We start from the raw sequence: 22,363 nt of genomic DNA, 5'->3' as shown, positions 1-22,363 counted from the left end.
CGCGTCACCGCTCCAGTCGGGCGCCGGCCAGGCGGTCCAGCGCCTCGCGCAGCATCTCGGGCCGCTTGCAGAACGCCCACCGGACGAGGTGGCGCCCGGCGTCGGCGTCGTCGTGGAAGCCCTGCAGGGGGATCGCGACGACGCCGGCCCGCTCGGGCAGCGCCAGGCAGAACGCGCGGCCGTCGTCCCAGCCGAGGTGCGCGACGTCGCTGATCGCGAAGTAGGACGCCTGGGGCCGCGAGACGACCGGCAGCCCGATGTCGGCGAGCCCGGCGACGAGCAGGTCGCGCCGCTCCTGCAGCTGCGCGGCGAGCTCGGCCGGTGCGTCGGGCAGGTGGTCGAGCGCGTGCGCCACCGCGGGCTGCAGGGGCGCGCCGGAGGTGAAGGTGAGCCACTGCTTGGCCGCCAGCACCGCGCCGACGAGCGGTGCCGGGCCGACCGCCCAGCCGACCTTCCAGCCGGTGACGGCGTAGGACTTGCCGACGCTCGAGAGGGTCAGCGTGCGCTCGCGCATGCCGGGCAGCGTCGCGATCGGGCGGTGAGCGCGGCCGTCGTAGGTGAGGTGCTCGTAGACCTCGTCGGCGAGCACGACCAGGTCGTGCTCGCGGGCCACCTGCGCCACGGCGTCGAGCTCCGCGGCGTCGAGCACGCGGCCGGTGGGGTTGTGCGGGGTGTTGAGCAGGACGAACCGCGTGCGCGGCCCGACGGCGGCACGGAGCGCGTCGACGTCGAGGCGGAAGTCGGGCGCGCGCAGCAGCACCGGACGACGCACGCCGCCGGCCATCTGCACCACCGCCGCGTAGGAGTCGTAGAACGGCTCCAGCACGACCACCTCGTCGCCCGGCTCGACGAGCCCGAGCAGCGCGCCGGCGAGCGCCTCGGTGCAGCCGGTGGTGACGACGACCTCGGTGTCGGGGTCGACCTCCAGCCCGTACCGGCGCTGCTGGTGGCGGGCGATCGCCTGCCGCAGGGCGGGCAGCCCGACGCCGGGCGCGTACTGGTTGTGGCCCTCGTGCAGGGCGCGGACGGCGGCGTCGAGCAGCGGACGCGGGCCGTCGGCGTCCGGGAAGCCCTGGCCGAGGTTGACGGCGCCGGTGCGCACCGCGAGCGCGGACATCTCGGCGAAGACCGTGGGCGGGATGCCGGCCAGGCGGGAGGCGATCACGGTCGCGACGCTACCCGCGCCCCGCCCTGCGGGCTGGGGTGATGACCGGTCGTCCGGTTCACTCGGGGGCGTGAGTGTCGCCGCCACCCTCCCCGTCCCGTCCGTCGCGCCTGCTGCACCGTCCGCGTCCGCCGTGCCCGCGGCACTGCCCGCCTCGTCCGGCTCGCCCGGCCAGCCCGAGCTGACCGGCGTCGCCGCCTGGGCCGTCGACCTGATGGAGCGGCTCGGGCCGGTCGGGGCCGGCGTCGCGATCGCGCTGGAGAACCTCTTCCCGCCGCTGCCCAGCGAGCTGATCCTGCCACTGGCCGGCTTCACCGCCAGCCGGGGCGAGTTCTCGCTGCTGGCCGCGATCGTGGCCACCACGATCGGCTCCGTGGTGGGCGCGCTGGTGCTCTACGGCATCGGCGCGCGCGTGGGCCGCGACCGCGTGCACGCGCTGTGCGTGCGCCTGCCGCTGGTCGAGGAGGCCGACCTGGTGCGCACCGAGGAGTGGTTCGCCCGGCACGGACGCACGGCGGTGCTGCTCGGCCGCATGGTGCCGGTGTTCCGCAGCCTGGTGTCGCTGCCGGCCGGCGTCGAGCGGATGCCGCTCGTCACCTTCACCCTGCTGACCCTGGCGGGCTCGGCGATCTGGAACTCGATCTTCGTACTGGTCGGCTACGAGCTCGGCGAGCAGTGGCACCGGGTGGAGCCGGTCGTCGGCCTGGTGCAGGCCGGGCTGGGCCTGCTCGTCGGCGGCGTCGTGCTGCGCTGGGTCGTGCGCCGGGTGCGGCGGCAGCGCCGCGAGCGGGCGGCGGCTCAGGACGTCGCCTGATCGTCCTTCTTGCGGTCCTTGGCCCGCTGCCGGATGCCCTCGAGCACGATCGGGATGATCGTGAACGCGGTGATCAGGAGGATGACGTAGTCGATGTTGTCGCCGAGCCCTGGGATGCCGCCGAGGAAGTAGCCGAGCAGCGTGATGCTGATGACCCAGGCCACCGCGCCGACCGCGCTCCAGGTGAAGAACCGACGACGCTCCATCTGCGTGACGCCCGCGACGACGGTGATGTAGGTGCGCACGAACGGCACGAACCGGCCGATCACCAGCGCCTGGTTGCCGTGGGTCTCGAAGAACGTGCTGGTGGAGTCGAGGTACTTGCGCTTGATGATCCGCCCGTCGCGCTCGTAGAGCCGCGGCCCGATGCGTCTGCCGATCTCGTAGCCCACCACGTTGCCGAGGAACGCCGCCACCGAGAGCAGCAGGCACGCGGCGATCACCTCGACCAGCCGGTTCGAGACTCCCAGCACGGAGATCCTGTGGATCGAGATGAACAGGCCGAGCGAGAACAGCAGCGTGTCGCCCGGCAGGAACGGGAAGAACAGCCCGCACTCGACGAAGACGATCGCCAGGCTGATCCAGATCAACGACCCGCCGAAGTGGTCGAGCAGGTAGTTCGGATCCAGCCACGAGACACCCAGCATCAGAGGGTGGAGCTGATCGCTGAGCAGGGCCGACGCCGTCTGGAGCACGGGCGTCACCGTACCCTGCGGCGCATGGTCGAGGGCGCGGGAACGGATGGGACGGACGCCACGCGCGCGCCCTACGACCCGATGCCGCACGGCCCTGCCGAGGTCGGCGTCGGTCCCTGGGTCGGGCCGTGGCCCGAGGGCGAGCAGTGGGATCCCGCGCTGCTGGCCGGCGGCGACCGGCGCAACGTCGTCGACCGCTACCGCTACTGGCGGCTGGAGGCGATCGTCGCCGACCTCGACGCCCGCCGGCACGACTTCCACGTGGCGATCGAGAACTGGCAGCACGACTTCAACATCGGGACGGTCGTCCGCTCCGCCAACGCCTTCCTCGCCGCCGAGGTGCACATCGTGGGCAACCGGCGCTGGAACCGGCGCGGCGCGATGGTGACCGACCGGTACCAGCACGTGCGCCACCACCCGACGGTCGAGGGCCTCGCGGAGGAGCTGCGCGAGCGCGGCATCGTCCTGCTCGGCATCGACAACCTGCCCGGCTCCCTGCCGCTGGAGACGCTCGCGCTGCCGCGTCGGGTCTGCCTGATCTTCGGCCAGGAGGGCCCGGGGCTCTCCGAGGCCGCTCGGGCGGCGTGCGACGCGACCTTCTCGATCGCGCAGTTCGGGTCGACCCGCTCGATCAACGCCTCCGCGGCGGCCGCGATCGCCATGCACGCGTGGGTGCGGCAGCACGCCGACCTCGACGCGCAGGACGCCTGGCGGGGCTGAGCCCGCCAGGCGTCCTGGTCTCCAGCGGCCGCGGAGCCGCGGTCAGCGCCGGGTGGCGTCGAAGCAGGTGACCTCGAAGCTGGTCGCGCGGCCGAAGAAGACCGCGCCGAAATACCGCTCGGAGCGGACGTGTCGCGGGCAGACCTGGGCGATCGCGCGCTCGATGGCCCGCTTGGTCGGCTTCTCGTACACGGTCTGGGCGTAGACCGCCCGGTAGCGGTGCGGTCGCGAGCACGGCTGGTAGTACTTCGTCCCGACGCAGGCGGCGATGGAGTCGGGCAGCCCCTTCAGCCGTGGCGGCGCGGTGAGTCGATTGCGGAGCAGACCGCCGTCGGCCGTCAGGCTCAGCTCGCATGACACCCAGCGCGCACCCTCACGTCGCTGCGCGGGAGTCGGGAGGAAGATCCAGCGGCGGTAGACCGTGCGGGCCAGCAGGGTGCGGCTCTTGCCGAGCGCGTCCTGGTGGGCGCGATCGCACCGCGGCGCGACGTACTCCTGGAGCGCCCGAGAGTCGGGGTCGAGCGAGACGTCGTCGGGGATCGGCACGACCCCCTCGACCCAGAGTGTGTGGGCGCGGGTGCTGCAGGCGAACGACGGGTCCTTGGGGCTGACCCGGTTCGCCTGCTGCTTGGTCGCGTCGTGGCAGGACCCGACCTTCGGGGCGCCGGCGAGCCGGTCGGGCGCGGGGTCGGCGGCGCGGGCCGACGAGGTCGCCGCGAGCGGGGCCGAGACGGCGGCGAGGGCGAGGACGAGCGCGCCGAGGCGGGCGCGCAGGGAGGAGCGGGGCTGGGGCATGCCGAGATCCTTCGAGGGAGGGTGTGGGGCGTCCCACGCTAGGGCCCTGCCGGGGCTCGTGGACGCCGAACGGCCCGATCGACGCGCGGGCGTCGATCGGGCCGTCGGGGAAGCGTGGCCGCGGTGCGGTCAGCGGCTGGTGCGCGTGCCGCAGGCGAGCACGAAGCTGGTCGGGGTGGCGAAGCGGACGTTGTAGGTGTACGCCGCGGTGCGGACGTGGCGAGGGCACAGGCGCCGACCCGCCGTGTCGATCGTCCGCGCGGTGGGCTTCTCGTAGATCGTGCCGGCCCAGGTCAGGCGGAACTCGTGACGTCGGGTGCACGGCACGATCAGGTCCTTCGCGGTGCAGCCGGACACGCTCTTCGGCAGGCCCGTGACGCGTCGGGGCGAGGTCAGCCGGTCGCGCTCGTACGCCCCGGCGTTCAGGGTGCCGAGCGTGCACGAGATCCAGCGGGCACCGGCCTCCCGCTGCTGCGGGGTCGGCAGGAAGTACGACGGGAGGTAGGTGGAGCGGGCCTGCAGGTTCCGGTCCGTGCCGATCGCGCGGCCGAAGGCCGGACGGCAGGCCTTGTCCCGGAACGCGAACAGGGCGCGCGAGTCGGACGTCAGCGGCACGTCGGAAGGCACCTCGGCGACGCCGACCACGAAGACGGTGTGGCTGCGGGTGCTGCACGCGAACGAGGTGGCCCGCAGGTACTCGCCCTCGCTCTGCTTGAGCGTGACGTCGTAGCAGGAGCCGACCTTCGGGGCGCCGGCCAGCCGGTCGGGGGCGGCGTCGGCGGCGCGGGCGGGCGCGGTGGCGGCGAGCGGCGCGGCCACGGCGGCGAGGGCGAGGGCGAGCGCGCCGAGGCGGGCGCGCAGGGAGGGGCGGTTCATGTCCGAGATCCTTCGAGGAGCAGTGGTGGGGTCGGCCCACGGTAGACCTCGCACGACCCCGTGGAGGCCGAACGGCCCGATCGACGCGCGGGCGTCGATCGGGCCGTCCGGTCAGGCGGTGCCGCTCAGCGGACCCGGGAGCGGGTCACTGACGACAGGCGCGCGAGAGGTCGAGCTCGCGCGTCTGGTTGCGGTTGATGAAGATCCGCTGGGACGAGCGCACGCTGCCGCGCAGCTCGCAGGTCAGCGTGTAGGCCTCCCGCTTGCCGGGCGTCCGCACCGTGGTGGCGTCGTACTGGCCGAAGACCACCGTGTGGCTGGGCGCGACCGACCCGGCGTTGCGGACCCGGGCGACGTAGGTGCCGGGGGTGACGTCGGAGATCCGGACGATCTCCTTCTCGCCGGGCAGGTTGCCCGAGCTGGCCACCGAGGTCAGCGAGCCGTCGGCGTTCTTGCGGAACACCTCGAGGTCGAGGTCGTCGGGCGTCGGCCAGTCGAGGGTCACCTGGAGCAGGTCGGACGGCTGCGTGGCGACGAACTCGTAGTCGGCGGTGCCGGTGAGCGGCGTCAGCGAGCCGCCCTCGACGGTCTTGGTCGCGAACGGCGTCGCCGCCGGCTTCTCGTAGGTGCGCGAGCGGACGACCGGCCGCGTCGAGGGGTTGACGATCCACGAGAACCGGCCGGTGCGGCCGACCTTCAGGGTCGAGTCGACGAAGTCCTCGAACGAGGAGCTCCAGGTCGGCGAGGAGAACGTCTTGCGCAGCCGCAGCGTCGCGCCGACGGGGGCCTCGCCGGTGAGGACGCCGTGGTAGCGGGTGTCCAGCGCGTGCTCGAGGGCGATCAGGTAGGCCTCCCGGTTGCCCTTGCCGGCGAGCTTCCCGGTGCCGAGGTACTCCCCGACCACCTCGGAGAACGGCGGGTGGAACTCGTTCTCGCCGATCTCGAAGGTGTAGCCGAAGCCGCCGGTGGCGTTGTACGACCAGTCCTCGGTGGTGCCGGTGGTGTCGTAGAGCTGCCAGCCGTGGATGTTCTGGTAGCCGTTCTGGGCCGCCATGTCGCGTCCGAGACGCTTGAGGCCCAGCTCGTCGGGCGCGTCGCCGACCGGGATGCCGTCGGGGCCGATGGTCGTCGGGGCGACGCCGTTGGGCCGCAGCACCAGGTTCGAGAACGTGTGGTTGGAGATCAGCATCGTCACCTGGCGGCTGCGGACGAGCTGCTGCACGTTCTGGGTCTCCGGCTCGGAGAACGGGGCCGCGCCGCGGTACGTCGGGTCGGCGAGGCCGGCCTCGGCGCCGCCGTCGGAGCCCAGGCCGGGCATCGTCGCCGCGGCGCCCGGGCCGCCCCAGAAGCCGCCGTAGTTGCGGTTGAGGTCGACCCCGAGGCCGAAGCCGCCGGGGCTGAGCAGGCTCGCACGGCAGGTGCCGTCGGGGGTGTCGACGTCGTCGACGATGCGGCAGTTCTTCCGCTTGTACGCCTGGCCGGGGGTGGCCAGCGTCGTGCCGGTGCCGCCCAGCGGGTCGGCGTCGTTGAGCGTGCGCAGGTCGACGACGTCGCCGTCGGTGCGCGAGAGGTCGAAGCCGTCGGCGTTGACCACCGGCACCACGACGACCCGGGCGCGGTCCAGCAGGCCGCGGATGCGCGCGTCCGTGCCGTAGTTCTTGACCAGGTCGGTCGCGAACTCCATCGCGAGCTCGCCGGAGGGCCACTCGCGGGCGTGGTGCACGCCGAGCAGCAGGAAGGTCGGACGGCCGTCGGCGGCGCGCTGGACGTCGCGGCCGATCTCGATGCCGTAGACCGTGCGGCCGTCGAGGGTCTTGTGCGGCAGGGCGAACCGCTTGGCCAGGCTGGGGCGGCGCTTCGCGAGCGCGGCCATGTCGGCCTCGTAGTCGGCCAGCGTGCGGTAGGCCGTGCGGCCCGAGGGCAGGGGCGAGGAGACCCGGGCGGCGGCGTAGGCGGCGTCGGCACGCTGACGCTCGACCTCGCGGGCCACCAGGTCGGGGATGCGCACCTGGTAGTCGAACCCGGCGGCGTCGAGCGCCGCCCGGTCGGCCGGGGTGTGCAGCACGGCCTCGACGTAGTCGTGGCCGGCGTGCTCGGTGAGGTCCAGCCCGAGGCGCTGGAGGATCAGCCGCGAGCCGCGGTCGGGGGTCGTGATCGTCACCAGCGACGGCGTGAACGGCGTCTCGGAGACGGCGGTCGCGCCGTCGTCGCCGGTGGCCGGCGTGGTGAGCGCTCCGGTGAGCGCCAGGCCGCTGAGGCCCAGGGCGAGGGTCAGGCCGACGACGCCGGAACGGCGGCGCGGGCGCGCGAGGACAGGGCGGAGGGGCATCGGGTTCTCCTCGGTGCTCCGTGGGAAGGGGGGTGCCTCGTCAACGCCCCGGTCGTCCCGAGGTCACGCCGCGTTCGCCTCGCACCGGCGGATCGGCAGGTGAACGGCGTCACGCCGGGCGGTCTCCGGGACGCCCCCGGCGGGGCTGTCCGCGGGCACTAGGGTGGGCGCGCCGATCCCGCCCGTCGATCCTCACCCAGGAGTGCTCCGTGCCCATCGCCACCCCCGAGATCTACGCCGAGATGCTGGACGCCGCGAAGGGCGGCTCCTACGCCTTCCCGGCCATCAACGTCTCGTCGTCGCAGACCCTCAACGCCGCCCTCAAGGGATTCGCGGACGCCGGGTCCGACGGCATCATCCAGATCTCCACCGGCGGCGCGGAGTACCTCTCCGGCCCGACGGTCAAGGACATGGTCACCGGCTCGGTCGCCTTCGCCGCGTACGCCGCCGAGGTCGCCAAGAGCTACCCCGTCAACATCGCGCTGCACACCGACCACTGCCCGAAGGACAAGCTCGACGGCTTCGTCCGGCCGCTGCTCGCGCTCTCGGCCGAGCGCGTCCAGCGCGGCGAGGCGCCGCTCTTCCAGTCGCACATGTGGGACGGCTCGGCGGTGCCGCTGGAGGAGAACCTGGTCATCGCCCAGGAGCTGCTGGAGAAGTCGATCGCCGCGAAGGTGATCCTCGAGATCGAGGTCGGCGTGGTCGGCGGCGAGGAGGACGGCGTCGAGAACGCGATCAACGACAAGCTGTACTCCACCCCGGAGGACGCCATCGCCACCGCGAAGGCGCTCGGCTACGGCGAGCGCGGCTACTACATGACCGCGCTGACCTTCGGCAACGTGCACGGCGTCTACAAGCCGGGCAACGTCAAGCTGCGTCCCGAGGTGCTCAAGGCGGCCCAGGAGGCGGTCGTCGGCGAGTTCGGCCTCGAGCCCGGCTCCAAGCCCTTCCACCTGGTCTTCCACGGCGGCTCCGGCTCCTCGACCGAGGAGATCGCCGCGGCCGTCGACTACGGCGTGGTGAAGATGAACATCGACACCGACACCCAGTACGCCTTCACCCGGCCCGTCGCCGCGCACATGTTCGCCAACTACGACGGCGTGCTGAAGGTCGACGGCGAGGTCGGCAACAAGAAGGCCTACGACCCCCGCGCCTGGGGCAAGGCCGCCGAGGCCGGCATGGCCGCGCGGATCGTCGAGGCCTGCGAGCACCTGCGCTCGGCGGGGCGCACCCTCTCCGCCTGATCCCCCGCGCGCGACGGCCCCGGAGCGAGCCGCTCCGGGGCCGTCGTGCGTCCGGACGCCTGCGCGCGCCCGGGATGGTGCGGGGTGGCTCGGCTCAGCCGCCGAAGCCGGCGTGACGGGGGCGCTCGAAGAGCACGGCGGCGACCAGCCCGGCCACCAGGACGGCGGCCGGCAGCAGCATCGCCTGCGACATCGCGGTCGAGAACGGCGAGGCGACGACGTCGGGCAGGCGTCCGCCCGCAGCGCCCTCGCCGCCGGCGAAGGAGCCGCCGAGACCCTGGGCCGCGAGGCGCGCGCTGATCAGCGCCGCGATCGCCGCGGAGCCGAGCACCGCGCCGACCTGGCGGGTGGCGTTGTAGACGCCGGCCCCCGCGCCGGCCTGCTGCACCGGCAGGTTGCGGGTGGCCGTCGCGCTGTTCGGCGCCCAGATGAACGCGTTGCCGATGCCCAGCAGCACCATCGGCGGGACGAGCAGCCACAGCGAGTCGCGCGGGGTCATCTCCGCAGCGAGCCACACGATCGAGACGATGCCGGCGGCGAACCCGAAGCCGGTGATCAGCCGCGGGTGCACGCGGTCGGTGAGACCGCCGACGAAGCGGGCCAGGACGATCGACATGACCGCCATCGGCACCAGCAGCAGGGCGGCCCGGGTGGGGGAGAGGCCGCGGACGGCCTGGGCCCACAGCATCAGCGGGAACGCCAGCGCGGTGATCGCGAAGCCCATCGAGGTGATCGCGACGTTGGCCAGCGAGAAGTTGCGGTCGCGGAAGAGGCCGAGCGGCACCAGCGGCTCGCTGCGGGTGCGCGCCTGCCAGGCGACGAACAGCGCGAAGACCAGCAGGCCGGCGCCGATCATCGCCCAGATCCAGGCGGCCCAGCTCTCGCGCTGGCCCTCCTGGATGCCGAAGACGATGAGGAACATGCCCGCGCCGCTGAGCACCACGCCCAGCCAGTCGAACCGGCGCTGGTGGGTCTCGAGCGTCGGCACCAGGCGCCAGGCCAGGACGAAGCCGATGACGCCGACCGGCACGTTGATGAAGAAGATCCACTCCCAGCCCAGCGCGTCGACCAGCACGCCGCCGAGGATCGGCCCGACGAGCGTGGCCACGCCCGCCGTGGCGCCCCACAGCGCCATCGCCTTGCCGCGGCGCTCGGCCGGGAAGATGCGGGTGATGATCGCCATCGTCTGCGGCGTGATCATCGAGGCGCCGAGGCCCTGCACGACGCGGGCGACGATCAGCCCCTCGACCGTCGACGTCAGGCCGCACCACAGCGAGGCCAGCGTGAACACCGTCAGGCCGGCCAGGTAGAGCCGCTTGGGACCGAACCGGTCGCCGAGGCGTCCGGTGATCAGCACCGGCACGGCGTAGGCGAGCAGGTACGCGCTGGTGACCCAGATGACGCTGTTCACGTCGGCGCCGAGGTCCTCGATGATCGCCGGCGTCGCGACCGAGACGATCGTGGAGTCGACGAGGATCATGAAGAACCCGAGGCACAGCGCGAAGAGCGCGGGCCAGGGGTCGCGGGCCGCCGCGCCGGGGGCGGACGACGGGGGCGCGGTGGGCTGGCTGGTCACGTCGCTGGTCACAGCATCAGGGAACACCCCCGCGCCGACATTCCTTCCCGGCCCGCACAATGGCGCCATGACCCCTGTGGACCTGATGGCCGGCCCCCCGCCCACCCACCTCCCCGAGGACCCCGCCGACGCCCGCCTCGCCGACGGCGCCGCGCCGCGCGTCGTCGCCCGCGAGCTGCCCGAGTCGCCGTCCGCCTGGGCCGCGGTCGCGCAGGAGGCGCGGGACGCCGGCGCCGACGACCTCGACGTCTACGCCTTCGCCCGCGTCGGGTACCACCGCTCGCTCGACCGGCTGCGCCGCAACGGCTGGAAGGGCCACGGTCCGGTGCCGTGGTCGCACGAGCCCAACCGCGGCTTCCTCACCTGTCTGGCCCTGCTCGCGCAGGCCGCGCGCGCGATCGGCGAGACCCCCGAGGCCGACCGGTGCGCCGACTTCCTGCACGACTCCAGCCCCGAGGGCTACGACGCGCTGCTCGGCGGCCGCTGACCCCGCTCAGCGGCGCCGGCCGGTGCTGAGCGCACGAAACTGGCGCCTGTCCGATGAAGCTTCATCGGCCAGGCGCCAGTTTCATCGGTCAGCCGAGGAAGCTGGCGGCGCGCCCGGTCAGGCCGGCGTCAGCAGCCGACGCACGGCGTCCGAGCCGAGCGCGACGAAGAGCGTGGGCAGGCGCGGGCCGCGGTCGGCGTCGACCAGCAGCCGGTAGAGCAGGCCGAAGAACCGCTTCTGGTCGGCCTTGACCTCCTCGGTGGGGGCGTCGTCGAGCGCGAGCCCGCGGCCGAGCTTCGGGACGCCGTAGACGAGCGTGGTCACCTCGTCGAGGTCGAGCCGGTCCGGCAGCCGCTCCAGCAGCAGGCGCAGCCAGCCGGCCTCGTCCGGCGCGAGCGCGGCCAGCCGGGCTACGTCGGGCTCCTCGCGCACCGTCGTGCGCTCGTCCTCGGGCACGTAGTCGTGCATCCAGGTCATCGCGCGACCCAGCCGCGGCTCGAGGTCGGCGACGTCGTCGTGCGGGTGGCCGACGTCGGCCACGATCCGGCCGATCAGCTCGGCGGAGCCGGCGGTCACGTCGGCCACCGAGGACAGCAGCCGGAACGGCACCACGACCCGCGGCGTCGGCAGGGTGCCCGCGCTCGAGGTGGACGACGCGCGCTCCCAGGCCAGCACCTGGGCGTCCCGCTTGAGCGGGTCGGCGGCCTTGCGGCCGAGCGAGTCCCACTCGTCGTAGAGCCGCACGACCTCGGGGCCGAAGTCGACCGTGAACGCCTGCTTGGGGGCGCGACGGACGTAGAGCCAGCGCAGCACCGGGGCCTCGAGGATCTGCAGCGCGTCGGCCGCGGTCGGCACGCCGCCGCGCGAGGACGACATCTTCACCTGGCCGCCGGCGCCGACGAAGGAGTAGCCGACGAACGACGGCGCGCGTCCGCCGAAGAGCCGGACGAGGTCCTTGCCGACGGTGTACGACGAGCCGGGGCTGGCGTGGTCGACGCCGCCGGGCTCGAAGTCGACGCCCTCGACCGACCAGCGCATCGGCCAGTCGACCTTCCAGACCAGCTTGCCCTCGTCCTGTGTGCGCAGGTTCGTGACGCCCTCGAAGCCGCACGCCGAGCAGGCGTAGGCGAGGTCGGCGGAGTCGTCGTCGTAGGCGGAGATGACCGTGGTGTCGCGTCCGCACTGCCGGCAGTACGGCTTGAACGGGAAGCGGGCGAGGTCGTCGGCCCCGGAGTCCCCGGAGGTCGCGGCGTCGAGGTCGTCCTCGGCGGTGGACTCCAGCTCCGCGGCGCCGAGCCCCTCGGGCGCCGCCTCGGGCTCGACCTTCTTCGTGCGGTAGCGCGCGAGCACGGTCTCGATCTCGCCGCGCCGCGCGACCGCGTGGAGGATCTGCTCGCGGTAGGCCCCGGCCCGGTACCGCTCGGTCTGCGAGACCTCCTCCATCTCGACGCCGAGCTCGGCGAGCGAGCGCTGCAGCGGCTCCTTGTAGTGCTCGGCCCAGGAGACGTGGCAGCCGCCGGGGTCGGGCACGGCCGAGAGCGGACGGCCGATGTGGTCGCTCCACGACGGGTCGACGCCGGCCGGCACCTTGCGGAAGCGGTCGTAGTCGTCCCAGCTGTGCAGGTGCCGCACCGGCAGGCCGCGGCGGCGGATCTCCTCGGCGACGAAGTGCACGGTGAGGAACTCGCGCAGGTTGCCCAGGTGCACGGGGCCGGACGGGCTGGCGCCGGAAGCGCACGTGATGACCTGGCCGGGGGCGAGCTCGCCGGCGTGCCGGATGGCGTCGTCGGCGGCGCGGGTGACCCAGTCGGTGGGCTCGGGCCGCGAGCGCTGCGTCTCGCCGGCGTGCGGGCTGCGGTCGGTCGTGCCATCGGCCATGGGGCGAACGCTAGCCGAGCGCCTCGACCTCGGACGAAGCGCCGCCGGGGGCCCGCTACCCTGCGGGAATGCCTGCTCCGGCGCAGTCCGTCATCTCGGCCCTGGGCTTCCCACGCGCCGCCGCACGGCTCTACGAGCAGGTCCGCCAGCAGAGCGGGCGGCCGCTCGACGCGGTCGCCGCGCAGCTGCGGCGCACGCCCGAGGAGCTGTGTCGCGACCTCGAGGCGCTGCTCGACGGCGGGCTCGCGCAGATCGGGGACGACGGCGTCCTGCAGGTGCTGCCCCCGGTGGAGGCGGTCTCGGCGTTCCTGCGCGACGCCGCCGACAGCGCCGCCACCGCCCACCGCCGGCTCGAGGACGTCGTCCGGGCGATCCCGCACCTCAGCAGCGCGCCGGTGCGCCCGCCCGACCAGGACGTCGGCGAGCTCCAGCCGCTCGACGGCGAGATCAGCACCGGCGGCGACCCCCTCTCCCTGCTGCACCGGCTGATCACCGAGGGCAGCGGCGACCTGCTGTGGCTGCGACCCGACCAGTGGCGCCCGCCGGCGGAGGACCTCATGGCCGACGTCGTCGCCGAGGTGCTCGCGTCCGGACGCCGCTCGCGGGCGATCTACCCCGTGCGCGCGCTCGCCGAGGCCCCGGCCACGCTGGCCCACCGCGCCGGCCTGGGCGAGGAGATCCGGCTGCTGCCCGACCTGCCGACCCGGATGCTCGTGCTCGGCCCGACCCACGCGATCCTCCCCGAGCCGCTCGGCTTCTAGGCCGAGCCGCGCTCGCTGATCCGCCAGCGCGGGCTGGTCCAGGCCCTCACGCTGTGGTTCGACGCGCTGTGGCAGCGCGCCGCCCCGCTGCCCGTCGACGTCGCCCCCGACGACCCGCGCAACGACCTGCGCCAGTTCATCCTCGAGCAGCTGGCCGTCGGCGCCCAGGACGACCAGATCGCCCGGCTCCTCGGCGTCAGCCTGCGCACGGTGCGCCGCCGGGTGGCCGACGTGATGGCCGAGCTCGGCGCGGAGTCGCGCTTCCAGGCGGGCGTCGAGGCCGTCCGGCGCGGCTGGCTCTAGCCGCCCGAGCCGCCCGAGCCGCCCGAGCCGCCCGAGCCGTCGGACGCCCGCGGCAGCACCATCGCGTAGGCGCCCGGCTCGATCCGCCACGTCCGCTGGCGCTCGGGGCCGTAGATCTCGCCGTCGGCGGAGCACCAGAACTCCTCGCCGGAGATGCGGACGCTCCGCGCGCGGCCCTGCCAGGTGTCGTCGCGCTCGCCGTGGCGGCCGACCACCAGGCCGGCGACGTAGGCCAGGCGGGCCACCGGCCCCACCGCGAAGGAGACCAGCACGTCGAGCCGGCCGTCCTCGGGGTCGGCGCCGGGGGCCAGCGCGGTGCCGCCCCCGACGTTCGGGGCGTTGGCCACCGAGACCATCAGGACGGGACGGTCGAGGTCGGCGACCACCTCGCCGTCGACCTCGATGCGCAGCCGGGTGGCGGGCGGGTCGAGCGCCGTCATCGCGGCGCCGATCGGGTAGCCCAGCCGCTTGAGGCTCACGGGTCCGAGACGGACCGCGCCCAGCCGCGACTTCCACCGCGCGCCCCGGCGGCTGGCGTTCGCGCCGGCCCCCGCGTGCACGTGGTTGACCACCACCTCGCCCACCTCGTCGAGGATCAGGTCGACCGGGCGGACCTCGCCCTCGAGCACCACCCGCGCCGCCTCCGCGGGGTCCAGTGGCAGGCCCTGGCCGCGGGCGAAGTCGTTGCCGGTGCCCAGCGGCAGCAGTCCGAGCACCCGGCCGCCGAGCTCGCCGCGGCGGTGCAGCGCCGAGACCACCGCGTGCATGCTGCCGTCGCCGCCGGCCACGACGATCCGCCGCGAGCCCGCGCGGTGCAGGACGCCGTTCAGCTCGCCGGCATCCGAGGTGGCGGCCACCTCGACGGAGGTGCCCTCGCGCAGCACGGCGAGCGCCCGCTCGAGCGCGGCGTCGTCGCCGGCGCCGGCGGCCGCGTTGGTGATGACGACGAGGGGCTCCACCGCTCGGACGCTACCGGGCGACCCGTCGTCCCGACCCCCTCCACCCGGGCCCGGGACCGGGGTCCGCCGGTCGTCGCGACCGGGAGCCCCGACGTCGCCCTCTGTTAACCTCGGGCCGCAAGAGGCCGGTCCGCCGCTTGCCCGTCCAGCGCCCCCGCCCCTGCCGAGGAGTCCGCATGCCCGCCATCGCCATCATCGGCGCCCAGTGGGGCGACGAGGGGAAGGGCAAGGCCACCGACCTGCTCGGCTCCTCGGTCGACTACGTCGTCAAGTTCAACGGCGGCAACAACGCCGGCCACACCGTGGTCATCGGCCAGCCCGACGGCAGCCAGGAGAAGTACGCGCTCCATCTCCTGCCCAGCGGCATCCTCACCCCCGGCTGCGTCCCGGTCATCGGCAACGGCGTCGTGGTCGACCTCGGCGTCCTGTTCGAGGAGATCGACGGGCTCGAGGCCCGCGGCGTCGACACCTCGCGGCTGGTGGTCAGCGCCAACGCGCACGTGATCGCCGACTACAACCGCACCCTCGACAAGGTCGCCGAGCGGTTCCTCGGCTCGCGCCGCCTCGGCACCACCGGTCGCGGCATCGGCCCCACCTACGCCGACAAGATGAACCGGGTCGGCATCCGCGTCCAGGACCTCTTCGACGAGTCGATCCTGCGCCAGAAGGTCGAGGGGGCGCTGGAGCTCAAGGGCCAGGTGCTCGCCAAGATCTACAACCGCCGCGCGCCGTCGGTCGACGACACCGTCGCCGAGCTGCTGCAGTACGCCGAGCGGCTGCGGCCCTACGTCGTCGACACCGGCCTGCTGCTCAACCAGGCGCTCGACCGCGGCGAGACGGTGCTGCTCGAGGCCGGCCAGGCGACGCTGCTCGACGTCGACCACGGCACCTACCCGTTCGTCACCTCCTCCTCGGCCACCGCGGGCGGCGCCTGCACCGGCTCGGGCATCCCCCCGACCCGCCTCGAGCAGGTCATCGGCATCGTCAAGGCCTACACGACCCGCGTCGGCGAGGGGCCGTTCCCGACCGAGCTGTTCGACGACGCGGGCGAGCACCTGCGCAAGGTCGGCGCCGAGTACGGCACCACCACCGGCCGTCCGCGCCGCTGCGGCTGGTACGACACCGTCATCGCGCGGTATGCGGCGCGGGTCAACGGCGTCACCGACTTCGTGCTCACCAAGCTCGACGTGCTGACCGGCCTGGAGCAGGTGCCGGTCTGCGTCGCCTACGACGTGGGCGGCGTGCGCCACGACGAGATGCCGGTGAGCCAGTCCGACTTCCACCACGCGACGCCGATCTACGAGTACCTGCCCGGCTGGTGGGAGGACATCTCCGAGGCCCGCACGTTCGACGACCTGCCGCAGAACGCCCAGGACTACGTCACCGCCGTCGAGCGGATGTCGGGCGCCCGCATCTCGGCGGTCGGCGTCGGCCCGTCCCGCGCCGCGACCGTGGTGCGCCACCCGCTCATCTGAGCCGTCCGAGCCGTCCGAGCCGTCCGAGCCGTCCGAGCCGGCCCGGCCCGATCCCAGGAGACCCGCCGTGAAGATCCTCGTCCTCGGCACGGGCGGCCGCGAGCACGCCCTGACGATCGCCCTCGCCCGCGACCCCGGCGTCACGGCGCTGCACGCGGCGCCGGGCAACCCGGGCATCGGGGAGCTCGCGACGCTGCACGACGTCGACCCGCTCGACGCCGAGGGCGTCGCCGCGCTGGCCGCGGGGCTCGGCGTCGACCTCGTGGTCGTCGGTCCGGAGGCCCCGCTGGTGGCGGGCATCGCCGACGCCGTGCGCGCGCGGGGCGTCGCGGTCTTCGGCCCGTCCCGCGAGGCGGCCCGGCTCGAGGGCTCCAAGGCGTTCGCCAAGGAGGTCATGGCCGCCGCGGGCGTGCCGACCGCCGGGGCGCGGGTCTGCACGACCCCCGACGAGGTCGCCGCCGCGCTCGACGCCTTCGGCGCCCCCCACGTCGTCAAGGACGACGGGCTGGCCGCCGGCAAGGGCGTGGTCGTCACCAACGACCGCGCCGAGGCGCTGGCGCACGCGGCGGGCTGCGAGCGGGTCGTCGTCGAGGAGTTCCTCGACGGCCCGGAGTGCTCGCTGTTCGCGGTCTGCGACGGCACGACGGCGCGGGCCCTGCAGCCCGCGCAGGACTTCAAGCGCATCTTCGACGGCGGCCGGGGTCCGAACACCGGCGGCATGGGCTCCTACACCCCGCTGACCTGGGCCGACCCCGACCTCGCCGACCTCGTGCTCGCCCGGGTCGTGCAGCCGACCCTCGACGAGATGGCGCGCCGCGGCACGCCGTTCGTCGGCTGCCTGTACGTGGGCCTCGCCCTCACGGCCGCCGGCCCGCGGGTGATCGAGTTCAACGTGCGCTTCGGCGACCCCGACGTCCAGCCGGTGCTCGCGCTGCTCGAGTCCCCGCTCGGCGAGCTGCTGCACGCCGCCGCCACGGGCCGGCTCGACGACGTCGACCCGCCCCGGTTCACCGCCGGCGCCGCGGTGTCGGTGGTGCTGGCCTCGGCCGGCTACCCCGAGTCGTCGTCGAGGGGCGACGTCATCAGCGGCGTCGAGGCCGCGCGCGAGACCGCCGACGTCATCCACGCCGGCACCGCGCTGGTCGACGGCGCGCTCGTCACCGCCGGCGGACGGGTGCTGGCCGTGCGGGCCGTGGGCGGCGACGTCACCGAGGCGCGCGCCCGCGCGTACGCGGCCGCCGACCACATCTCCTTCGCGGGCCAGCAGCGCCGCTCCGACATCGCCGCCGAGCCGCTCGGCGTCGTCGAGGGCGCCTCCCTGCGCTGAGCCGTCCGTCCGACGGGCCTGTGGAGGACGGCCCCGGACCGTCGGCGGCCCCGACGACGATCGCTTCCCTCGCCACCCGCACCGGGTGATCATGGGAGGAGAGGTCGTGTGGTCGGAGCCGTCGGGAGAGGGGTCGTCGTGGCCGTCGAGGAGCTGCAGCGCATCCCGATGTCGTGGGAGGAGTACCTCGCCACCCCCGAGCATCCTCGTCACGAGTGGGTCGACGGGGTGGTCGTGGTGAGCCCCGATCCCGGCTGGCGCCACCAGCGCATCGCCCGGATGCTGGCGAACCTGTTCGACGCCGTCGCGGGGCTCTACGGATCGACCTCCGGCAACGTCCGGCTGCCGGCCGACCGGGTGCGCATCCCCGACGCCTACGCCACCACGAGGCTCGAGGGCCTGTTCGTCGAGCGGCCGGTGCTCGTCGTCGAGGTGCTCTCGCCCAGCACGCGCAGCGTGGACCTCCTCCGCAAGGCGCCCGAGTACGCCGAAGCCGGCATCGCGCAGCTGTGGCTCGTCGATCCCGACGCCCGCACGCTGGAGGTGCAGCGGCTCGTCGACGGGCGGTGGCAGCCGCATGCGCGGCTCGACGACGCGACGCCGCAGGCCGAGATCGCGATCGAGCCCCACGGCGTCGTCGCCGCCGACCTGCTCGACCTCCTCGACGGCTGAGGCCGCCCGGACGGCGCCGACCGTCCGCCGCCCCGCGCTCGGCCGGTCCCGGCGTCCGCCCGTGGGAGACTTGCGCACCGTGACCGTCCCGAACGTCCTGGCCACCCGCTACGCCGCCGCCGACCTCGTCGAGATCTGGAGCCCGGAGCACAAGATCCGGCTCGAGCGGCAGCTGTGGATTGCCGTGCTCAAGGCCCAGCGCGACCTCGGCATCGAGGTCCCCGACGGCGTGGTCGAGGCCTACGAGGCCGTCGTCGACCGCGTCGACCTCGCCTCGATCGCCGCCCGCGAGCGCGTCACCCGCCACGACGTCAAGGCGCGGATCGAGGAGTTCTGCGCGCTGGCCGGCCACGAGCACATCCACAAGGGCATGACCTCGCGCGACCTCACCGAGAACGTCGAGCAGCTGCAGGTGCGCGAGTCGCTGGCCCTGCTGCGCGACCGCGGCGTGGCCGCGCTGGCCCGGCTCGGCCGGCTGGCCGCCGAGCACGAGACCACCGTGATGGCCGGTCGCTCCCACAACGTCGCCGCGCAGGCCACCACGCTCGGCAAGCGGTTCGCGACCGTCGCCGACGAGCTGCTCGTGGCGCTCGAGCGAGTCGAGGACCTGCTGGCCCGCTACCCGCTGCGCGGCATCAAGGGCCCGGTCGGCACCGCGCAGGACATGCTCGACCTGCTCGACGGCGACGAGTCGCGGCTCGCCGATCTCGAGCAGCGGGTCGCCGCCCACCTCGGGTTCGTGCGGGTGCTCACCAGCGTCGGCCAGGTCTACCCGCGCTCGCTCGACTTCGACGTGCTCTCCTCGCTGGTCCAGCTCGTCGCGGCGCCGTCCAACCTCGCGACGACGATCCGGCTGATGGCCGGCATCGAGCTGGTCACCGAGGGCTTCAAGGAGGGCCAGGTCGGCTCCTCGGCGATGCCGCACAAGATGAACACCCGCTCCTGCGAGCGGGTCAACGGCCTCGCGGTCGTCCTGCGCGGCTACCTCGCGATGGTCGGCGAGCTCGCCGGCGACCAGTGGAACGAGGGCGACGTGTCGTGCTCGGTGGTGCGTCGCGTCGCGCTGCCCGACGCCTTCTTCGCCGCCGACGGCCTCTTCCAGACCTTCCTGACGGTGCTCGACGAGTTCGGCGCGTTCCCGGCCGTGATCCAGCGCGAGCTCGACCGCTACCTGCCGTTCCTGGCCACCACCAAGGTGCTGATGAGCGCGGTGCGCAACGGGGTCGGACGCGAGTCGGCCCACGAGGCGATCAAGGAGCACGCCGTCGGCGTCGCCCTGGAGATGCGCCAGGGCCTGGCCGTCAACGACCTCTACGAGCGGCTGGCGGCCGACCCGCGACTCGGGCTCTCCCGCGACCAGATCGACGCGCTGGTGGCCGAGCCGATCGCCTTCACCGGCGCGGCGGTCGCGCAGACCCAGGAGGTCTGCCGGCGGATCGCCGCCGTGGTGTCCCGCCACCCCGAGGCCGCCGCCTACGCGCCGGGCGACATCCTCTGAGGCCCCGGCCGACGCCTGCGCGCGGGACCGCCAGGCGGTCGGGCGGTCGGGCGGTCAGGCGCTGAGCTCCCGCGGCACGCTCAGGCGCGGGATGCCGCCCAGGCCCAGGCGATAGCGCACGCGGTCGCCGTAGGTCTCCAGGGCGTCCCAGAGCTCGCGGTGCGCGGCCCACGGCAGCGGCTCGGCGCCCTTCTGCCACGACTCGCCGAAGGCGACCCACACCGGCGTCCAGTCGGCGGCGTCGTCCCAGGCGCCGCGCTTCGCGGCCAGCATGCGGCGGCGGATCTGGAACGCCGCCCGCGGCCCGTCGACGTACACCGGGGCGGTCGCGACGGGCCAGACCCACAGGTCGAGCGTGGCGAGGTGGGCGCCGAGGTCGCGCAGCACCCGCGGGTCGACCAGGACGGTCGCCACGTTCTCGTGCGGTTCGCGGCGCATGCCCTCCAGCCTCCCCACCGAACGCGCGACGGACAAGGGGCCGTCCCGCCGGGCGGTCTGCCGGGCGGGCCTCGCCGCTCCCGGGCCTGGCTACGGTTGCCGGCATGCGGATCACGAAGTTCGGCCACGCCTGCGTCCGGATCGAGCACGAGGGACGCGTGCTGGTGCTCGACCCCGGCGCGTTCACCGACGCCGCCGCCGACGCCCTCGACGGCGCCCACGCCGTGCTGCTCACCCACGAGCACCCCGACCACTACCTGGTCGACCACCTGCGCCGCACCGACGCCCCGATCTGGACGATCGGCGCGGTCGCCGCCCGCATTCGCGAGGAGGCCCCCGACGTCGCCGAGCGGGTCACCGTGGTCGCGCCGGGCGAGCGGCTGGAGGCCGCCGGGCTCCCGGTGCGCGTCGTCGGCGAGCGGCACGCGGTCATCCATCCGGAGCTGCCGCGCTTCGACAACTCCGGCTACGTCGTCACCTGCGGGGACGAGCGCGTCTACCACCCCGGCGACGCGCTGACCGAGCCCGGCGAGCCCGTCGACGTGCTGTGCGCGCCGGTCTCCGCCCCGTGGCTCAAGGCGTCGGAGGCCGTCGACTTCGCCCGCGCCGTGGCCGCGCCCCGCACCCTGGCGATCCACGACCGCGTCTACTCCGAGCTCGGCCTCGGCGTCATCGACCAGCACATGGGCGCCTTCCTGCCCGACCTCGGCATCGCCTACTCCCGCATCCCGGAGGGCGCCGACCTGCCGGCGCTCTGAGCGGGCCGCACCGTGCCGGTGTAGTCCACGACGTGCGGACGCGCTGCGCCGCCGTACGTCACCGCACCGCGGGCCTCCACGCGCAGCACGGGCGCGCCGAGGTAGAGCACGTCGCCGTCCCCGAGGGCGGCGGTGCCGACCGAGCCGTCGCGGTACACGAGGCGCAGCGTGACCGTGCCGGTCGTCGCCCTCGACCGCTCGCCCGCGATCACGTCGGTGTCGCCGTAGTAGGCCGGGACGTCGGGCAGCCGCACCGAGCGCTCGTCCACGAGCACCCGCGGCCGGGTGGGCCGGTAGGTCGGCTCGGGCAGCGCGACGACGGCGTCGGGCGTGGCGGTCTCGCCGACGTCGTTGCGCACCACCAGGCGGGCCTCGAGCCGGCGCACCCTGTCCTCGACGAACCGGGTCGGCACCACGGCACGGGTCCAGTCGAGGCTCGTCGTCCGCGCCCCGGTGAAGCGCGCCCCGGTCACCGGCGGCGTCGACGGCGACCCGGGCGACCTGGGCGACCCGGGGACGGGCGTCAGGGACGGCAGGTGCAGCACTCGGCCGGAGCGGGAGCGGACCCACGGGGCCGCGAGCCCCACCCGCGTGCCGACCAGCCGGACGGCCGGCGGTGCGTCGACCTGCGGCGGCTCGAGGCAGCCGGCGGCGCGGCCGAGGCGACGCAGGCCCGCGCGGTCCGAGCGCGACCAGTCGGCGGGCGGGTCGCGGAGCAGCCCACGGTGCATGATCTGGCCGACGCCGCGCGCGTGGCCGAGCCCCACCACGTGCCCCAGCTCGTGCAGGTACAGCGCGCGGCGCATCCGCGGCGTGTAGTCCGCCAGCCCGTCGAGCGAGACGACCACCGCGCCGCTGCGGATCACGGGGCGCAGCGCGGGGCCGGGCGCGGCGAGCCGGCCGGTGGCGCCGCGGTCGGGAGCGGTCGCTCTCGCGCCGTCGAGCGAGAACCCGGCCCGGGCCGCGGCGTCGCCGCCGAGCAGCCGGCTGCGCCGCTCCCCGGCGCCGGGGCGGGCGAAGGCGACGACGACGTCGGCGCCCACCCCAGGCGGCACGCGCAGCGTGTCGGGCACGAAGGTCGTCGAGCCGCGGAAGACCGTGCGCACGCCGAGGGCGCGGCCCAGGCTCGCCATCGCCGAGCGCACGCGCCGCGCCTCCGGCCAGGGCGCCCCGTTGAGGGCGATGCGGTAGGTCAGCGGCCGGCAGGGGTCCCAGCGGAAGGGCCGCCCGGCGGCGTCGACGTCGGCGAAGGTCCAGTCGCGTGTGCCGGCCGGGTCGGGGAGCACGCCCGCCCCGGAGGTCGAGAACGCGGTGCCGTCGGTGATGCCCGCCGCGGCCTCCCCCGGGTCGGGCCGACCGTCCGGGCTCGCGGCCGTGGCCGGCGCGACCAGGACCGCGACCAGGACGACGACCAGGACGCCGACCAGGGTCACGGCGACGAGCGCCCCGGCGCCGAGGGCCGCGAGCGGTCCGCCGGGGCGGGGCGGCGCGGCCGGCCGGGCGGCGGCCGGGGAGAGTCTGGAGGACGAGCCGGGGGAGGGGTGACGCACGGGACCTCGGAGCGACGGGAGCGATCGCGTCCCACTGTGCCCG

General features: G+C 74.6%; 21 protein-coding genes. 11 read left to right on the top strand and 10 right to left on the bottom strand.

All coding sequences use genetic code 11. The annotated features are described in order from the left end of the window. Positions 1 to 4: 4 nt before the first annotated feature. The gene (locus K8Z61_RS14445; RefSeq protein ID WP_224130585.1) at positions 5 to 1,165 is read right to left on the bottom strand and encodes a pyridoxal phosphate-dependent aminotransferase; all 1,161 of its coding nucleotides are present in this window, start codon (positions 1,163 to 1,165) and stop codon (positions 5 to 7) included. 70 nt (positions 1,166 to 1,235) lie between these two features. On the opposite strand from K8Z61_RS14445, the gene K8Z61_RS14440 reads away from it, so the two are divergent. Beyond that, positions 1,236 to 1,979 carry a DedA family protein gene (locus K8Z61_RS14440; RefSeq protein ID WP_224130584.1) on the top strand — a complete coding sequence of 248 codons (744 nt, stop codon included), beginning with the start codon at positions 1,236 to 1,238 and terminating at the stop codon, positions 1,977 to 1,979. Here the strand turns inward: K8Z61_RS14440 and K8Z61_RS14435 are convergent. Beyond that, positions 1,964 to 2,626: a DedA family protein gene (locus K8Z61_RS14435; protein ID WP_224130583.1), complete on the bottom strand. Its 663-nt coding sequence runs from the start codon at positions 2,624 to 2,626 to the stop codon at positions 1,964 to 1,966. The genes K8Z61_RS14440 and K8Z61_RS14435 overlap by 16 nt on opposite strands. A gap of 129 nt (positions 2,627 to 2,755) precedes the next feature. Between K8Z61_RS14435 and K8Z61_RS14430 the strand changes: the two genes are divergently transcribed. Then, complete coding sequence (locus K8Z61_RS14430; RefSeq protein ID WP_224130731.1) at positions 2,756 to 3,394, top strand: TrmH family RNA methyltransferase; 639 nt, start codon at positions 2,756 to 2,758, stop codon at positions 3,392 to 3,394. 42 nt (positions 3,395 to 3,436) lie between these two features. On the opposite strand, the gene K8Z61_RS14425 is transcribed toward K8Z61_RS14430, so the two are convergent. The 3 genes from K8Z61_RS14425 to K8Z61_RS14415 all read right to left on the bottom strand — a co-directional run bounded on the left by K8Z61_RS14425 (position 3,437) and on the right by K8Z61_RS14415 (position 7,394). Beyond that, entirely contained in the window at positions 3,437 to 4,189 is a 753-nt protein-coding gene (locus K8Z61_RS14425) for a septum formation family protein (protein WP_224130582.1), read from the bottom strand. A gap of 129 nt (positions 4,190 to 4,318) precedes the next feature. Then, positions 4,319 to 5,065 (bottom strand): hypothetical protein, encoded by a 747-nt coding sequence (locus tag K8Z61_RS14420; RefSeq protein WP_224130581.1) that lies wholly within the window; start codon positions 5,063 to 5,065, stop codon positions 4,319 to 4,321. A gap of 145 nt (positions 5,066 to 5,210) precedes the next feature. Then, positions 5,211 to 7,394, bottom strand: a complete 2,184-nt coding sequence (locus tag K8Z61_RS14415; protein ID WP_224130580.1) for a M14 family zinc carboxypeptidase — start codon at positions 7,392 to 7,394, stop codon at positions 5,211 to 5,213. 209 nt (positions 7,395 to 7,603) lie between these two features. Between K8Z61_RS14415 and fbaA the strand changes: the two genes are divergently transcribed. Continuing rightward, the gene (gene fbaA / locus K8Z61_RS14410; protein ID WP_224130579.1) at positions 7,604 to 8,638 is read left to right on the top strand and encodes a class II fructose-bisphosphate aldolase; all 1,035 of its coding nucleotides are present in this window, start codon (positions 7,604 to 7,606) and stop codon (positions 8,636 to 8,638) included. A gap of 94 nt (positions 8,639 to 8,732) precedes the next feature. Here fbaA and K8Z61_RS14405 read toward each other — a convergent pair whose 3' ends face one another. After that, positions 8,733 to 10,226, bottom strand: a complete 1,494-nt coding sequence (locus tag K8Z61_RS14405; protein WP_224130578.1) for a DHA2 family efflux MFS transporter permease subunit — start codon at positions 10,224 to 10,226, stop codon at positions 8,733 to 8,735. A 55-nt stretch (positions 10,227 to 10,281) separates the two neighbouring features. Here K8Z61_RS14405 and K8Z61_RS14400 point away from each other — a divergent pair, with 55 nt between their 5' ends. Continuing rightward, the gene (locus K8Z61_RS14400; protein ID WP_224130577.1) at positions 10,282 to 10,701 is read left to right on the top strand and encodes a DUF3151 domain-containing protein; all 420 of its coding nucleotides are present in this window, start codon (positions 10,282 to 10,284) and stop codon (positions 10,699 to 10,701) included. A gap of 117 nt (positions 10,702 to 10,818) precedes the next feature. On the opposite strand, the gene lysS is transcribed toward K8Z61_RS14400, so the two are convergent. Then, positions 10,819 to 12,579, bottom strand: a complete 1,761-nt coding sequence (gene lysS / locus K8Z61_RS14395) for a lysine--tRNA ligase (protein WP_224130576.1) — start codon at positions 12,577 to 12,579, stop codon at positions 10,819 to 10,821. Positions 12,580 to 12,647: 68 nt separating this feature from the next. On the opposite strand from lysS, the gene K8Z61_RS14390 reads away from it, so the two are divergent. After that, positions 12,648 to 13,340: a hypothetical protein gene (locus K8Z61_RS14390; RefSeq protein ID WP_224130575.1), complete on the top strand. Its 693-nt coding sequence runs from the start codon at positions 12,648 to 12,650 to the stop codon at positions 13,338 to 13,340. A 15-nt stretch (positions 13,341 to 13,355) separates the two neighbouring features. Then, the gene (locus K8Z61_RS19380; RefSeq protein ID WP_308116788.1) at positions 13,356 to 13,643 is read left to right on the top strand and encodes a helix-turn-helix transcriptional regulator; all 288 of its coding nucleotides are present in this window, start codon (positions 13,356 to 13,358) and stop codon (positions 13,641 to 13,643) included. Here the strand turns inward: K8Z61_RS19380 and K8Z61_RS19375 are convergent. Continuing rightward, the gene (locus K8Z61_RS19375; RefSeq protein ID WP_224130574.1) at positions 13,640 to 14,602 is read right to left on the bottom strand and encodes a diacylglycerol kinase family protein; all 963 of its coding nucleotides are present in this window, start codon (positions 14,600 to 14,602) and stop codon (positions 13,640 to 13,642) included. The genes K8Z61_RS19380 and K8Z61_RS19375 overlap by 4 nt on opposite strands. Positions 14,603 to 14,778: 176 nt before the next feature. Between K8Z61_RS19375 and K8Z61_RS14375 the strand changes: the two genes are divergently transcribed. The 4 genes from K8Z61_RS14375 (at position 14,779) to purB (ending at position 19,574) form a co-directional block, all read left to right on the top strand. Next, complete coding sequence (locus tag K8Z61_RS14375; protein WP_224130573.1) at positions 14,779 to 16,077, top strand: adenylosuccinate synthase; 1,299 nt, start codon at positions 14,779 to 14,781, stop codon at positions 16,075 to 16,077. Between the two features lie 67 nt (positions 16,078 to 16,144). Next, entirely contained in the window at positions 16,145 to 17,404 is a 1,260-nt protein-coding gene (gene purD / locus K8Z61_RS14370; RefSeq protein WP_224130572.1) for a phosphoribosylamine--glycine ligase, read from the top strand. A gap of 138 nt (positions 17,405 to 17,542) precedes the next feature. Next, a complete protein-coding gene (locus K8Z61_RS14365; RefSeq protein WP_224130571.1) occupies positions 17,543 to 18,076 on the top strand; it encodes a Uma2 family endonuclease in 534 nt (177 codons plus the stop codon). A 79-nt stretch (positions 18,077 to 18,155) separates the two neighbouring features. Next, positions 18,156 to 19,574 (top strand): adenylosuccinate lyase, encoded by a 1,419-nt coding sequence (purB, locus tag K8Z61_RS14360; protein ID WP_224130570.1) that lies wholly within the window; start codon positions 18,156 to 18,158, stop codon positions 19,572 to 19,574. A 54-nt stretch (positions 19,575 to 19,628) separates the two neighbouring features. Here purB and K8Z61_RS14355 read toward each other — a convergent pair whose 3' ends face one another. Next, positions 19,629 to 20,012 carry a hypothetical protein gene (locus K8Z61_RS14355; protein WP_224130569.1) on the bottom strand — a complete coding sequence of 128 codons (384 nt, stop codon included), beginning with the start codon at positions 20,010 to 20,012 and terminating at the stop codon, positions 19,629 to 19,631. A 104-nt stretch (positions 20,013 to 20,116) separates the two neighbouring features. Here K8Z61_RS14355 and K8Z61_RS14350 point away from each other — a divergent pair, with 104 nt between their 5' ends. After that, the gene (locus tag K8Z61_RS14350; protein WP_224130568.1) at positions 20,117 to 20,770 is read left to right on the top strand and encodes an MBL fold metallo-hydrolase; all 654 of its coding nucleotides are present in this window, start codon (positions 20,117 to 20,119) and stop codon (positions 20,768 to 20,770) included. Here the strand turns inward: K8Z61_RS14350 and K8Z61_RS14345 are convergent. Continuing rightward, positions 20,728 to 22,320 carry a hypothetical protein gene (locus K8Z61_RS14345; RefSeq protein ID WP_224130567.1) on the bottom strand — a complete coding sequence of 531 codons (1,593 nt, stop codon included), beginning with the start codon at positions 22,318 to 22,320 and terminating at the stop codon, positions 20,728 to 20,730. The genes K8Z61_RS14350 and K8Z61_RS14345 overlap by 43 nt on opposite strands. Positions 22,321 to 22,363 lie beyond the last annotated feature (43 nt).

The organism is Nocardioides sp. TRM66260-LWL, from assembly GCF_020075545.1.
Taxonomy (GTDB): domain Bacteria; phylum Actinomycetota; class Actinomycetes; order Propionibacteriales; family Nocardioidaceae; genus Nocardioides.
The sequence above is the reverse complement of the archived record's forward strand: the minus strand, read 5'-3'. Positions and strand labels throughout refer to the sequence as shown.